This window comes from Haladaptatus halobius (genome assembly GCF_020618475.1).
Classification (GTDB): domain Archaea; phylum Halobacteriota; class Halobacteria; order Halobacteriales; family Haladaptataceae; genus Haladaptatus; species Haladaptatus halobius.
The window spans coordinates 551189-565501 of sequence record NZ_CP085338.1; the positions used below are offsets into that span (position 1 = coordinate 551189).

Here is a 14313-nt window from a genome sequence, read left to right on the forward strand (position 1 = left end):
TTTCGCTAACAGAACCAATCTTTTAGATTCCAGAGGTTTGTTGCCATTACTACCTGTAGTTCAAGCTTCATGATGTACTCATCAAATACACGACCACGCCAACATGCCAAGTATAACACAGTAGAACTATCTGATGGCGCTGATTTTGTACGAATGTTGCAGTGGCGGCGGATCGCAGCCTCCCAACTCGCCGCTAAACTAGTTTATATATCTAGCCATAATTGTGTTGTATATCATGGTAAAATATTGGATGTTAGTAATCGTGCTCGTCATCATGGCCGTAGGGTGAGAGAAAACACGAAACGCTTCTGAACGATACACCGGTAATAGTGAAAAGATAATCACATGATCAAAGTGAGTCCCCCTGCTGGACGTACATCACTCATAGAGTGACGTACGGATTCATAGACAGACAGGTATTTCCTCTCAGCAGTCGTATTGTATTCTGAATAGCCATCGACCGGTAGTATTCGAGAATCATGCAGTGAGGTCGGAGTTCGACTGACACAATACAGCTCATCGAGAGTCGTCTCCACGAACGAAGCGTCCATCAAACGGAGATAAAATGGTTGATAAAAACTACGCAAACCAGGCATCGGCAGATGAACAGGCTGAATATAATCGCGGATCTGCTACGAGCTTTGAGGGTGGGCGAGAAACTAAATCGCGTAGACGCCGGCACCCGGGTCGGTCAGTACTTGGGCTCATCGGCCTAATCATTGGTGCAGTCTTTATCATGCTCATAGCGGCCGCTCTCGTATTTGCTATCCTTCTAGGTGGGATTTGGCTAGGGTCACTAGTCACCGATCAGCCTACCGAGGCGCCGGTTGTGCCAGTCACCCCGTCAAGTGCAGGAATTGATGGAGATGTGACGATCATTGAGGGCGATACGACGGTGACGATTGCCGGGGCGGGCGCGGTGCGTATTCCCACGCCCGGTACAGACGGCTTAATCGTAACGATTCAACCGACGACGATCGTGCTTCCGACGGACGGCGATCTCTCAAAGGTTACGATCAAAACTGGTGGCGTTACCGTTCACCAGTGATCAAACTTTTCCGTTCTTGATTACTTCTTGTAACCGAGATTGTCTGAGTCGTCACCGTCCTCGGTGTTCCCATGGCCGTGGTCGGCGTCTTCACTGGGATCGTAAACGTACATACAATCGTTGGCGTACGACCGACCAAATTGATCTGCATCCTCACAGCAGAGAACTCGCCCATCATCCATCACATAGATATTGTCGACATTGATGAGTGCGTCATCCGCAATAGCGGCTGGGTCACTTGCATCTGGACCGACGATCACGGGTTCGAGCGTCGAGACATTGTAATCGTCTTCTAATTTGGCACGGTAGACAACCCCACCGTCGACCCGTTCCATCTGGACATCACCTCGGTCGGTAGCCATATCATCGTTAAGCTCTGAGATTGCGAAGTAGATATAGTCGCCAGGACCAGCGTTGTCGATGCTGTCGACACCCTCAGCCTTGTTAAACTCGATAGTCGCACCGATTTCTTTTGCGGCCGCCCGTGTTTCGAGGAACGGTATCTTTCGAAGTTCTTCGTCGACGCCATCTGGTCCCGTACTCTCGTACTGTTCGGCCCACTCTACGATCTCCTGGCTTGTAATGTAATCCTGATTGCCGTTCTCGACGACCTCCTTGTCGGCTTCTTCGAGTGCCGCGGTGAGGTCTTCTTCCCAGTCAGTGTCGGCGTGGGTTTCGAGGTAATCTACTTGAGTGATACCGTCGTACTCGGCGATCCAAGATTCAATCTCCGCGTTAGTGGCGTGACCTAGTTCTATCCATTCAAACTCGAGATTGACGTCGGCAGGTGGATTCTTTTTTGCAGCCTCCTCGTTGGTCACTTTCGGGGCATAGAGAGTCCCTGTAACATCCATCGGATCTTCATAGGTCGGGATTTCTTCGTCGGCAACGAACTTATAAATACCCTTGCTGTCACCGTCCGAGCAGCCATAGACAGTTCGCAAGTCGTTCTGAATATCGGGAGCTTCCCATGCTGCTCGACCCATGATATAGTACTTGACTGGCTGGGGTATTTCTGCCGTCGGCTCTCGGACATCAACAAAGTAGCCGTAGCGGTATGGGTTCGGATAGCTGCTGTCGCCAATTGGCTTCCTGGTATTGTCTTCGTCACTAGGTTGATCAGGTGGGGTCGCACCAAGATAGTAGGCAAGGAATTCGACACCTGTCAGCGCCCACCATCCCTGAACATCCCAGGAATCATCGCCATAGTACGCATTGACTGCTTCCTGAATCCCGTTTGGATTGGGTCGATTCCAGAACTGGCTTGCGCCAATCAGTCCTTTTCCAGTTCCCTGCTCTACGATGTCGCTCACCTTCGCAGTCAGGGCGACGCGTGTATGGGCGTAATTTTCCTCGCCAGAGATCATCGTAGTCCACGGGGTGAGGTCGCCGTAGCAGTTGATACGCGTCCCGCCGAGATCTCGGAATGGTTCCGTGTTGGCAAGGTTGATCGCGTTCTCTAAATCGGCACTCCACTTACCTCCTTTCTCCTGACTCAGTGGAATACGAGAGATATTGCCCGGACTGTTCTCCCAATTTGTAAACAGATAGCCCTCAGTTCCCTCCTCATTTGTAGCGACGAATTGATTGCAGTCAGGATTGTATGCGGTGTCTCCGTATTGAGTGCCTGTGAAGGTATCCTGTGTAATGTTTGTTCCGTCAGGTGTCTGTGTTACGCCGAGAAGCTCAGCTCCTCCATTGATTGAATCGCCTCCGTGGGCAATAAACTCATAGTCGCCATTTGCACCTCGTACTTTTCCTTTTTCTTCATTCGTTTGGGGCGTCGATAGCTCGGAAAAGTCGTCACTCTTCCCATCCATTGAGAACTGAAAATCTTTAAAATATCCAATTCCGGAATTATTGAATGGTGCTGGATTATCTCGGCTTGGATGCTGGAGGCTATACAGCGGTGTTCCATCATTAAAGACGAATGGACCCGTGACCTCTGCCCCAAATGCGGTTGAGGAAAACCGTTTGAGTTCTCCCCTTACATAGGGCGCTCGCGGTGTATTTTTGTCTTCAGGAGGTGAGCTACTTGCGACCCCAGAGACACTCGCTCCGAGGGCAGCAGCTACCGATGTTGCCATTAGTTTCCGTCGAGTAAATTCAACCATGCAAGTGAACATTGTGATAGTATAATTATAAACTTACGTGTATCTGTACATATAATCGATATTGAAATAATCCATACGATTGGCACATACTGTTGGTGATACTAATTCAAAGAGAGTGAAGATGCTCCGTCGGAAAGCTCAATCAACAAAGGCATTTGGCGAAGATACTTCATTACTAACATTGAGAATGCTTCGTAGAGCGAAGGTCTACCCTCTTCCAAGGCATCTGAAGTCAACATGAATGTCAACTCGTCTACTGAGGAGCCGAATCCTACGCAGTTACAAACCTTGGATCCTTTTTCAGACAATATGTTTCTCGTTGGTGAGACCGTCCGTAAAAGACTTACAAGACTCCATCACTGATCGTAATCAGCTCCATGTTCTGCTGGTCGGCAATCAGTTGAGTAAGAATCTTCAGTTGATTAAATTACTAATCTCAGCTGGCCCACTGTGAAAACTAGCGTGACATACTGCTCGCCTGTACAAAGGTAAGTGACCTTTCTCGGATGAGGGTATCAACTCAGATCTCTATTGTTGACCAGCAAGAGAATTCTTCCAGAAGCAGCGAAAAAGTATTATCTGAATTGCAGGCGCTAAAACCTCGCCGTTTACGGCGGGGATACAGCGCCGTCATCGAAACAGGAAGCCCCGCCCGTTAGGGCGAGGAGCAGTCACTTCATGCCGAGTTCCTCCGCGCCATCACGAATTTCTTGGGCACGGTTTTGAACCGCAGCGATGTACCGTTTAATCTTCGAAGGTTTCTTGCCATAAAACGACGCAACCCAATTAATGTCTGTATAGGGTTGTGTGAGGAAGTAGGCGGCCAGAGTATCTCGTCCAGCCTGAATTATTTCAGGTGGGACACCACGTTCACCAGTCCCAGCTTCCTCAAAGCCGTTAACGTCAAAGTAGACGTCAGCATATAATTCTGCAAGATCAGCATTCTCAAAAACCATTTCTTGGTGACCTGGTGCTTCAAACCGATACTTCAGTATCTCTTCAGCTGGATCAAGTGACTCGACAATGCGAACACCCAGTAGATATTCTCTAAATACCGATTCGTTCTCTTCGAGATTACTATTTTGATTTGCTTTCGGCATATTATGAGTAGCGATTTTTGTTTCAGAGCGAGTAGTTCTTGAGTATTGCCTCTCTTTACATCCAGAACGCACCCAAAGAGCTATTGAATACGGCACACTCCATCTTCGGTTGTTCGACAGTTGTTTTACAGCGGATTTTCAGCACCACCATCACTCGCCGCTTGAGGAGGTTTGATTTGTGACTCTGTTGTACCGCTTGGTGCTGTGACCTGACTAAATACATCATCAAGAACGGAATCGATTGTCTGATCACTCAACTCTGCTTCGGAATTGAGTATGAGCCGATGTCGCAAAACGGGTAACGCAAGATGTTTGATATCGTCTGGAATGACGTATGTCCGTCCCTGGAGAGCGGCTCGTGCTTTCGCTGACTTCAACAATGCTAAGGTAGCTCGGGGAGATCCTCCGTGTTCGATAGCGGTGTGTGTTCGTGTAGCTGCGACTAATTCTCGAAGATAGCGTTTCGATGCCTCCGCAACGTAAATGTTGGCAACTGCTGTTTGTGCAGATGCCAACTCTTCCGCAGTGATCGCTGGTGAAATATGAGATACATCAATATCTGGTTGGTCATTAAACTGATCGATTAATGCAAGTTCTATCTCTTCATCCGGAATTTCAACGGTTAGCTTGAGCTGGAATCGATCTCGTTGCGCTTCTGGAAGTTGGTATGTCCCCTCCATCTCGATGGGGTTCTGCGTTGCGACAACCATAAACGGCGACGGTAGAGGGAGGCTGTCTCCCTCAATTGTTACTGTTCGCTCTTCCATCGCCTCTAACAGTGCACTTTGAGTCTTTGGCGTCGCTCGGTTGATTTCGTCAGCAATCACCAGATTCGAGAAAATTGGCCCTTTCTGGAGTTCGAATTCCCCGATTGGCTCTCGATAAATGTGAGTACCGGTAATGTCGGCTGGAAGAAGATCGGGTGTCATCTGAACGCGTGTTGCATTGACCCCTGTTGCTTGCGCAAAGGCATTTGCAATTGTGGTTTTTGCGACGCCGGGGACGCCCTCTAACAAAACGTGACCCTTCGTGAGAAGAGAAATAGTGAGTCCTTCGACGATCTCTTCGTTGCCAAGGAGTATCGTCCCAACTTCATCGAGAATCTGATCATGAAAATCTGCGGGGGTAGGCATCATTGGTATTTCTTACGCAAAATTCTTAAATCAACTGGTTTCACAGCCACGATAGAGACAGCAATTAAAAGTGACCTCCTCCACGCCGTGAACGGCGTGGCAACCCACCATGGGATATCGGCTAGCGGCCTTTGAGGTTCTAACCCGTACTCTCACAGGAACCGGCGACATCTCGGAAGACACAGTCTTCCGACGAGTCCGCGAGAGCTCTGCTCTCGTGAGACACCGGGGGAACCTCTCGGTTTGACTCCCGTGCTAGGGCTATGGCCCGGTCACACAGGCCCCATCTCCGACCGAGTCATCGGCATACGTGTGTTCTCTAGTATGACTCTCTCCATCGGAGTAGCACGTCCAAACACGTAGGACAGGCGCTTAAACGTACCGCCGTGGGATATCCGGCCCCGCAACCGACGGCGGGGAGTCGGCCGGGCCTCCCGTTCGACCCGCGCCTCAAGACGCGGGTATGCACAACAAACTACTATCATAGGCGTGATTCCCGAACGTCGCTGCGTCAGGTATGACTGCAGTAAAGAAGTCAAGTGACTATCGTCCTTCGCTGACGAGTGCCAGCGCTCACACTGACTAGCCGCACGAATACGTGCAAAACAAGAAACTATATGAAGAACAGTACATATACGCCGTTCCGGACGACAGGGTTGTCCGTCACCACTGAAGCTCTCTTGCAGACTTTTAGAGTACACACTAGCAAAGAATCTTTGTCGATTCTAAATCCGAGACCTTGCTCTCGGAGTCGACGAGCTCATTACTCATACGTCACTCGAGCGCCTGGTAGAAATGTAGTGTTCCTCACACTATTTTCTCACAGCACCATTGAGAGGATTGCCAACACGAGGAACACGACGATTAACCATTTCGCAGCGCGCATCGACATCCCCGCGACACCTTGTTGACCGAGGACACCGGCGATGATCGCGAGCACGACGAACCCGATCGCTAATTCGAGGAGTGCCATGGTTTGCTATAGGCTCTCCATCTATTAAGGTGCATTGGCAGTTGATCCGAATTAGGGATATGCACTCCTCTGAAGAGTTTGCGAGATACCTTTGCAAGCGTCAACCTTCAGCAACACTAATAGAAGAATTACTACGTCTGTTTGTTACGGTCTCATTCGCGATGACTCTGATGACGGACCAAATTCGAAATCATTCCGATCGAGCCCCAGCATTTGTATATGAAATTCTCGACCCTCACTATTTCTGTTCTCCAGGTAGGCAGGCAGAGTAGTCTCAAGGACACAACCGAGACCATGCAAACCGATATCGCCGAGTTCAACGATGCAGAAGAAAAGGGTCGAATCTCTGCATACTGTCTGTAAGCAACAGCGCTATACTACCATGCGTACAAAGGTGTGACACCAGTCCCCCTCCAAGCATTAAGGGGCTGTAGCGATCTCGCCAAGGCTCACAAATACTTCGAATCTCAGGGATAGCGATTACCGATGCTTTACGTCAGATTCATTATCGGTAGATAATCCCTTTTTCTCTGCCAACTCCGTCAGTGCTGAATAGAGGTTGTGTTCATCACACTAGATTCCTACTACTCTTCGTAGAGTAAACAGGCTTATATTCGATTCTTTTAAACTGCTTCTTTGATGGGGAGCTTGGTAGATGAGACCCGCCGTGCGTACGGACTCGTTGTCATCGCGTCGTTTGGGTATACATGCCTAATGTTTATCTGGTTCTCACTGCCGGCCTATCTCTCGCCGATCATTGAGGAGTTCGGTCTCACAGGTACGCAAGCTGGAGTGCTCGTAGGCGCAGTCCCGTTGACCTATATTCCGCTTGCACTTTTTTCGGGGGTCACCATCGACCGTGTGGGTCCCGGTCGAAGCCTTGCAACTGGTGTTCTGATTTACGGTGTCGCTCAGATCGGCCGAAGTATCGCACCGGGGTTCCCGTCGCTACTTTCATTCACACTTCTGATTGGCGTCGGCGCAACCGCCATCACATTTGGACTTCCGAAGCTCGTTTCGTTTCTATTTCCGCCAGAGCAAACTGGTCCCCCCTCCTCGATCTATCTCATCGGAGCCTCTGTGGGATCGGCTGGCGTATTTGGTGTCGGTCGGCCAGTATTCGGCCCGATGCTTGGTGGATGGCGCCCCCTCTTCTTTTGGAGCGGGGTCATCGCAGTTATCTATGCTGTGGTTTGGTTCACCGTCTCGTGGCAGGTAGGAATCGACGACCGCGCCTCCGAGCACGATTCGTCGTTTTCGGTCGACTCGATCAGCCAAGATCTCAAACTCATCCTCTCTCATAGAGAGCTTCAACTCATCGTCATCATCGGAACAATGTATCTTCTCGTCAATCACGGTGTCCAGGGCTGGCTCCCGACAGTGTTGGAATCACGTGGACTCACACCAGACCATGCGGGTCAAACCACAAGTATATTCGTCGCAGCCTTTGCTGTCGGCGTTTTAATTGTTCCTATAATCGCCGATCGATATTCCGCCCGGCGAGCGGCCTTGATAACCTGTGGAAGTGTAATATTTCTTGGGTCTATTGGAATGGTGTTAGGTGGTATCCGTTTCCTGATGATCGCTAGCGTTGTTGTCACTGGGGTTGGAGTAGGCGGGGTTTCGCCGCTTATTCGAGCGATACCTCCGGATCTGGACGGAGTCGGGGCTCAGCTCACTGGGACGGCTATGGGGTTCATCTTTGCGGTTGGCGAAATCGGTGGATTTCTCGGCCCAGTGCTCATCGGTACGTTCCACGAGGTCACGGGGTCGTTTATTCCCGGTTTAGTACTACTCTCCATTGCTGGGCTCGTCGTAGTCCTCGCCGGGGATACCTTGCGGCGTATGGGCGATTGACTACGATACAGCTCAGCTATCGAAACTCTGGCCGAGTGAATAGCACGAATTGACTTACGTTCCGCGTGACGATGATATTCAGATATAATGAGCAGAAGTTGAGCTCGTGAACATCCTCAGTGCACAACCGAATAACGTGGGGACGCAAGTCTCTCAGTTGGCAACCGTGTACTTTGGAACGATTGCTCTGAGAATCATGGCCGTGGCGATTCACATGCTGCGCTCTTCATCAGCATCGTGACACTGATCGTCAATCTAGTGCTCGATTCAATCCTTATTGTCGGTTGGGGAGCCGTCCGAGGGCTCGATATTCAGGGCACTGCAATAGCGACCGTCGCAGGCTATGCGACTAGGTTCGTAATTGCGGTTTTATTCGTGTCTCACGGTTGCAGTGGCGAATTTTTCCCTCGATAAGTATTTTACTATGATCTTTGCGGATATCGTGAACTGCTCGGTATTGGCCATCCACCAGTGTTATAGACTATATCTCGATTACTCGTCCGTCACGTGACCGTCGTTGTTGAACTGTGCGACGCTATGTCCCCACCAACTCGCCTCCTTCGGTCGCTCGTAGAGGAAGAGAGCTTAGCCTTTCATTTTAACTACAGAGAATGACGTCTGCTGAATATTTCCCCCATAGAATCATGATAGATAGTGTATTTCATATTGATGTTTGGTTAGATGATTACATCATCCACCCACCGAAAGAAATATAAGAATGTAATTCTCTGATTTTTATATGCCAACATGCCAAAACTGTACGTCATTCGTCACACAACAATACGTGCGAGTATTTGCTCCAACCGGTATTGAAAACCCCCGTGTTTGTCCGTATTGTAAAGATAAAGTCCGCGATGGAGCAGAAATACGGCCTTCGCGTACGTGAACAATCCCACTCTTCTGTGTTCGAGGCTACCCGTCTCTCACTTGTATAAAATAGAGATTTTTTAATTCGGATAAACAGAAAACCATTCTACAGCGATTTCAGGCTCTACATGCAATTTACTTGTTAGGTTGTTCAGAGTGTAATGATTCTACATCATACATACATTTATACCATTATATCAGCCGTGACAAGAAGCTTGTCTCGAAGGAGATCTTGAATAGAGGCGTAGAAGTTGACATCCTCCCACCCTTAAGGGCGAGCTTTCTCGCCTGCAATCACGTAACCGAATACAATATGATAGAATGGCAGTGATTTCAATGGTTTATTTCAACTTATCAAATTAATTCAATTAATGTTAGTGGAGATCCCGTTGTACAACAATATAATCCTTTACTGCGCGTATTCGATCAGCAGAAAGTTGGAGATATCCTTGTTCATCAGTTTCGATAATATAATCTTCGATATCGAGTGCCTCATCGGGGTCAATAAGGAGGCATAAAAGGTCACCCGATTTTCTATTTATAGTAATGTCAGAAAGTTCTCCCAATGCTGTTCCATCAATATTCATTACTAACTTTCCGATGAGGTTTCCTGCGAATACATCCGTCATTTTCAAACTCATTGAGTTTGTATAATATAAATACCAGGCATTTGCCCTACGGCAAATGTTATTACAGTAATTAATAAAATAAATTCATATATTCTTGCCTTATTGAATTACAAGTTGGAGAATTGTTCAGACAGCGCAAATAGCATTACACTCGCCGCTCCTTGTCAATACGGATGGTTCCACGCCCACCATTGGGCTATAACTAAGAGGAGTACCTGGTCTGGATTCGTTCGCGATACTCATAGTACTCCTAGCCAACACGGAAACAAGTCGACAAACGATCGTGCAATCAAGAAATGACGATGTATGAAGTGAGCATTATCCACAGTAGTACTCTAACAGAGCAACCGTGGCAGACTCCGGTCGACGGCAGAGCCTGTGTGACATCCTTCAAAAGAGAGACGTGAATCGGCATGTTCGAACGGTCGCATAGTGAGATCGATATGTGGGCGTTACAATCTGATATTTTAAACAAATCACGCCGGATTTATTGCCCGGCGAAGATCGCGCGATCCTGGTACGCCTACCGCAGGAAAAAGTTACCTTCGGGGATGGACGGAACAGCACAATCCCCGCGAAGGCGTTTTCGTGATTTTGTGCAAGGTGGATGTCAACTTTTACCTAGTTATAGAGAATTGAGTATTTAAACTCTATTTTATGCTGATAGATGACAAATGAGTGCTATGAAATTAGATAACAAGGGTTACAATTAGTGGGTGAGAGTTGATAATACCATGTAAGGTACGGTGAGTATTGTTCTTGTTTTCTATTATCTGATACTAAAACGAGAGGGCGAACATTGAGCAGCAATGTAATTTACGCCCCCTTGTTTGTCGGGAAGAGACGCACGTTCTTTGTCTCGATTAGCTCCCGACATGTGCTCATAGGATTATAGCGTTTTAATATTTGGGCTTTCATATTAAAGTCGGAGATTTTAAGGTTGGCATCGTTTTAGATGTTCAGTGTTAAAACGGATAGAGACAGTATCAGCGACCGTTTTAACCACAGAATGATCTATCGTTGAAATTGACGAGTGGGGACTAGTCACGGGACAGGAACACAGAGGGCAATGACTTGGTGAAGCCAAGAGGTGAACTAGCGACGTCAACAGAAGATTCTAGAAATTGCGTTTCAAATCTTCCAACGAGAGTTTTCCACCAGAAGAGAGGTATCCGTCAAAGTAAGAGTGAGATAACGGCCAATATAAGGAAAATCATAGTTAGTAAACGGGCGATCTCCATTGAGATCCCAGCGACACCATTCGCTCCGAAGACACCAGCGAGGACTGCGAGAACAAAGAATCCGATTGTAAGTTCAAAAATCGCCATGATGACGGAACATCTTTGATGGAGTGCTATATAGTTTTCTACTAAAAAGGAGAGGAAAGAGATGAAAACCTATTGCCGTCCTTTGGAACAGTCCGAAAATCACTAGGTAAGTTCCTTGTGGCGCGATTTTTATAAAACCATTATCGTAGAAGATCTTTTCATTCTTTGTTTGAAATTTAAGGCACACATCGTGCGGTCTCGACATGATTATCAACATCAAATTCGAGTTATTGAAAACGGTTCTCTTCTGGGGATACCGCGTCCTGTGGAGACACCACGTTTCCAGTGAAAATTCGCAAGGAGGAACCGCGATACTGGTTCACGCTTCGGAGACAAGAACCTTCTTTACGACGTCTGGATCTTCAAGAAGTTGGTGTTCAGTGAAGCTCCCCTCAGCGCTTCCACCGCTTTGCCGAGTCTGCTCGATGACGTCGAGGAACGCCTGTTCTCGGAGCAGATCGCGAACACGTCGAGTCGAAAGCGGATCACTGTCCATTTGCCGACAGACCTGCTCGTATACCCCGTAGACTCGGCTAGTCCGGAAGGCGTTCACATCTGGATTGTCAAGGGAGAGAATGGCGAGCGCATGTAATGCATATTTCGAGTGTGGCGTTGCTCCACGGATGAGTTCACGGAAACGGTCATTTTCGGCCCGTTCGCGGGCTTTTTTAACATATTCCTCGCGAACAGTCTTAGCGTGCTCCGCCTGTGCGAGTTCGCCTGCATAGCGGAGGATATCGATGGCTTTTCGCGCATCTCCATGCTCCTGTGCTGCCTGCGCAGCCGCAAGGGGGATCGCCCCTGGTTCAAGGACACCTTCTTTAAAAGCGTCACTCCGTGCCTCCATGATTGATCGAAGTTGGTTGGCGTCGTACGGTGGAAAAACGAATTCACGTTCACAGAGACTTGATTTGACGCGCTCATCCATTCGATCTTTATATTTGATCTTGTTACTGATACCAATGACACCAAGCTTACATCGTTTGAGTTTTCCTGCCTCACCTGCCCGTGAGAGTTGCATCAGAATGTCATCATTCTCCAGCTTATCGATTTCGTCAAGAATGATGATGACTACATCGTAAAGATTGTCGAGGATTCGCCACTGGCGTTTATAGTATGTCGAAGTAGAAATTCCCTTATCAGGGATAGAAATATCTGTCTCCATTGAGTTCGTGGCAGACGCAATAGTTTGTACTGCTTGCGTCTCGGTACTATCCTGTGCGCAGTCTACGTAGGCAACACCGACGGTGACACCCTCCTCGTTCGCTTCATCGACGAGTCGGCGCGATACGTGTTTGGCACAGAGCGATTTTCCTGTCCCTGTTTTCCCGTAGAGGAGGACATTACTCGGCGATTGATTGAAGAGTGCAGGATTGAGAGCATTTGCGAGCGCAGAAATCTCATCGTCTCGACCGACGATGCGTCCGTGATCCGGAAGATGATTTATTTCAAGAAGTTCTTTTTTTTCGAATATTCTATCTTCTCGGGAAAAGAGTTCGTCTGAATTAGTATCGCTCATGGACACCACGTTTCCAGTGAAATCTCTTTACTGTTGCGGGGATAGTTTGCAGTAAGAATAAGACTGTACTAACATATTACTCTGGTTGCGGCCCGTCGTCTGGAACCTTCGTCGGTTTCATTGGCTTCCGAACGCGGAATATCATCGCTCCCTCGTTTTCATAGATGATTTTGTAGCGTTCTGAGTTTACGAGCTGTTCACGCATCCACGGTTTCTGGTACTCGTCGACGCCACGCACCGTGTAATGGCCCTTCGGGATGTAGATGTAGTCGGGATTGACATCATTCGAGATCATCTTTTCGGTCAGACAGGTCTTCCCCGGACAGCGAGACATCCGTTTATACAAGCCGAGATGATTGTTATACGGCTTGTGCCCCTCCCACTCAACACCCCACGGTCCGACAACGATGGCCCGATCCGTCATGAGTGGGAACCACTCGGCGGCGTCGCCGAGGACGACAAAGTCGGAGTCTGAGGCGGTGTTTTCCTTTACCCACTCCATCGCAGCCTTATCATCGGAGTCCATAAATGCCGGTTGGCTAGTGCTGTGCTGATGGGAGGTGAGACCGCTTGCAGCGAACGAGGCACCGACGCTTGAAACGAGTATCCCAAGGACAATGACGCCGATTAGCGGTGCAGAGCGAGAGTAACTCGTCGTCCGCAACCAGCTACGGATGCGCGGAACGAACACTTCGAAGACAAACACCGAAGCCATCATCGCCCCGGCAGGGAACTGGAAGCGAACTTTGCCGATCATGAATGCAGCCAACACCAACCAGAGTGGGAGGAACACTCGCCGCTTGGCGAGTAAGTATACACCGCCTGCGAACGACCCGAGGTAGAAGATAATGGGAATATCTAAGGCCAACGGGTAGACGAATTGGCTGAGCAGGCGACTAACGCCACCGCCAATTCCCGAATGCGTTCCAGAGGCGGCAGCGAAGATGCCGACGCCGTGGGTGGCGATGATCTGTAACCACCACGGCGACGCAAGAAGGATACCACCAGCAGCAACAATGGCACCGCGAACAAGGCCCTGGGGTGTCCGGTCGAAACAAGCGAACATCACGAGGTAAGTTATCCCGAAGAAAACTGTGTAGGTTGGATGAGTGAGAATGGTGAGCCCAAATAACACCATTGAGGGGACGATCCACTTTCGCTCAGCGGTTTTGAACAGCTTCAGACCGGTGTACGCGCCGGTCAGTGCAAAGAGGAAGGCCGGAGCACGCACGATACCACCTGCCGAAAGGTGCCACTGGAGGACGGGCGGTGTCACGGCGAGGAGGAGCGTGGCGAAGCCCGCTTGCGGCGTCGATCGTAGCACCTCGCGCGCGAGGTAGTAGAACGGCACGAGATACAGCACCGTGACGAATCCTGGTAGGAGTCGGCTGAGTGCAATCGGATCGATGCCGGTTGTATCCATCAATACCGCCGAGACATAATACATCAGCGGCGGATAGCCGAAGGGGACGCCGTCTTTGGTGTACAACGGAATGCGCTCTGGTAAACCGTAACCGTGAGCACTTATTTCTTGTGCAATTTGGAGGTATAGACCAGCGCCGTAAGCAGGATATGGGTGCGTCGTGAGATACGCAAAGTACACTAGCAATCCTGCTCCTATTGCTGTTGCTAGCCACGCACGTTCGTTACGGGCGAGTTCGGCCAGTTTTGATGAAACGTTCCAATTCTGTTGATTTGTGATACGATGTAGCATCTAACTTCACCCTATCTTCGACGATCGGTTG

At 49.0% G+C, this 14313-nt stretch carries 11 protein-coding genes; 3 read left to right on the forward strand and 8 right to left on the reverse strand.

Going from position 1 to position 14313, the window contains the following annotated elements; translation table 11 throughout:
• Positions 1-868: 868 nt before the first annotated feature.
• Positions 869-1048: a hypothetical protein gene (locus tag LIW51_RS30135; RefSeq protein WP_227379220.1), complete on the forward strand. Its 180-nt coding sequence runs from the start codon at positions 869-871 to the stop codon at positions 1046-1048.
• A 20-nt stretch (positions 1049-1068) separates the two neighbouring features.
• Here the strand turns inward: LIW51_RS30135 and LIW51_RS30140 are convergent, their stop codons facing one another.
• From LIW51_RS30140 to LIW51_RS30155, 4 genes are all read right to left on the reverse strand, one after another.
• Positions 1069-3162: an alkaline phosphatase PhoX gene (locus LIW51_RS30140; protein ID WP_227379223.1), complete on the reverse strand. Its 2094-nt coding sequence runs from the start codon at positions 3160-3162 to the stop codon at positions 1069-1071.
• Between the two features lie 671 nt (positions 3163-3833).
• Positions 3834-4262, reverse strand: coding sequence for a hypothetical protein (locus LIW51_RS30145; RefSeq protein ID WP_227379224.1), 429 nt, complete (start codon positions 4260-4262; stop codon positions 3834-3836).
• A 125-nt stretch (positions 4263-4387) separates the two neighbouring features.
• Positions 4388-5395 (reverse strand): AAA family ATPase, encoded by a 1008-nt coding sequence (locus tag LIW51_RS30150; RefSeq protein ID WP_227379225.1) that lies wholly within the window; start codon positions 5393-5395, stop codon positions 4388-4390.
• Between the two features lie 820 nt (positions 5396-6215).
• Positions 6216-6368: a DUF1328 domain-containing protein gene (locus LIW51_RS30155; RefSeq protein ID WP_227379227.1), complete on the reverse strand. Its 153-nt coding sequence runs from the start codon at positions 6366-6368 to the stop codon at positions 6216-6218.
• A 639-nt stretch (positions 6369-7007) separates the two neighbouring features.
• On the opposite strand from LIW51_RS30155, the gene LIW51_RS30160 reads away from it, so the two are divergent.
• On the forward strand, positions 7008-8225 hold the full coding sequence (locus LIW51_RS30160; protein ID WP_227379506.1) for an MFS transporter: 1218 nt from the start codon (positions 7008-7010) through the stop codon (positions 8223-8225).
• Positions 8226-8964: 739 nt separating this feature from the next.
• Positions 8965-9111, forward strand: a complete 147-nt coding sequence (locus LIW51_RS40140) for a DUF7563 family protein (RefSeq protein ID WP_438267452.1) — start codon at positions 8965-8967, stop codon at positions 9109-9111.
• A gap of 355 nt (positions 9112-9466) precedes the next feature.
• Here the strand turns inward: LIW51_RS40140 and LIW51_RS30170 are convergent, their stop codons facing one another.
• The 4 genes from LIW51_RS30170 to LIW51_RS30185 form a co-directional block, all read right to left on the reverse strand.
• Positions 9467-9721 (reverse strand): PRC-barrel domain-containing protein, encoded by a 255-nt coding sequence (locus LIW51_RS30170; protein WP_227379228.1) that lies wholly within the window; start codon positions 9719-9721, stop codon positions 9467-9469.
• Positions 9722-10896: 1175 nt separating this feature from the next.
• Positions 10897-11049 carry a DUF1328 domain-containing protein gene (locus LIW51_RS30175; protein ID WP_438267453.1) on the reverse strand — a complete coding sequence of 51 codons (153 nt, stop codon included), beginning with the start codon at positions 11047-11049 and terminating at the stop codon, positions 10897-10899.
• Positions 11050-11368: 319 nt separating this feature from the next.
• Entirely contained in the window at positions 11369-12568 is a 1200-nt protein-coding gene (locus LIW51_RS30180) for a Cdc6/Cdc18 family protein (RefSeq protein ID WP_227379229.1), read from the reverse strand.
• A 76-nt stretch (positions 12569-12644) separates the two neighbouring features.
• Positions 12645-14282 carry an ArnT family glycosyltransferase gene (locus LIW51_RS30185; protein WP_227379230.1) on the reverse strand — a complete coding sequence of 546 codons (1638 nt, stop codon included), beginning with the start codon at positions 14280-14282 and terminating at the stop codon, positions 12645-12647.
• Between the last annotated feature and the right edge of the window lie 31 nt (positions 14283-14313).

What these genes read in the sequence shown, in the direction of transcription:
- LIW51_RS30145 (WP_227379224.1), bottom strand. Translation starts at nt 4,262, where the DNA reads ATGCCGAAAGCAAATCAAAATAGTAATCTCGAAGAGAACGAATCGGTA.
- LIW51_RS30180 (WP_227379229.1), bottom strand. Translation starts at nt 12,568, where the DNA reads ATGAGCGATACTAATTCAGACGAACTCTTTTCCCGAGAAGATAGAATA.
- LIW51_RS30170 (WP_227379228.1), bottom strand. Translation starts at nt 9,721, where the DNA reads ATGACGGATGTATTCGCAGGAAACCTCATCGGAAAGTTAGTAATGAAT.
- LIW51_RS40140 (WP_438267452.1), top strand. Translation starts at nt 8,965, where the DNA reads ATGCCAACATGCCAAAACTGTACGTCATTCGTCACACAACAATACGTG.
- LIW51_RS30140 (WP_227379223.1), bottom strand. Translation starts at nt 3,162, where the DNA reads ATGGTTGAATTTACTCGACGGAAACTAATGGCAACATCGGTAGCTGCT.
- LIW51_RS30160 (WP_227379506.1), top strand. Translation starts at nt 7,008, where the DNA reads ATGGGGAGCTTGGTAGATGAGACCCGCCGTGCGTACGGACTCGTTGTC.
- LIW51_RS30175 (WP_438267453.1), bottom strand. Translation starts at nt 11,049, where the DNA reads ATGGCGATTTTTGAACTTACAATCGGATTCTTTGTTCTCGCAGTCCTC.
- LIW51_RS30185 (WP_227379230.1), bottom strand. Translation starts at nt 14,282, where the DNA reads ATGCTACATCGTATCACAAATCAACAGAATTGGAACGTTTCATCAAAA.
- LIW51_RS30155 (WP_227379227.1), bottom strand. Translation starts at nt 6,368, where the DNA reads ATGGCACTCCTCGAATTAGCGATCGGGTTCGTCGTGCTCGCGATCATC.
- LIW51_RS30150 (WP_227379225.1), bottom strand. Translation starts at nt 5,395, where the DNA reads ATGCCTACCCCCGCAGATTTTCATGATCAGATTCTCGATGAAGTTGGG.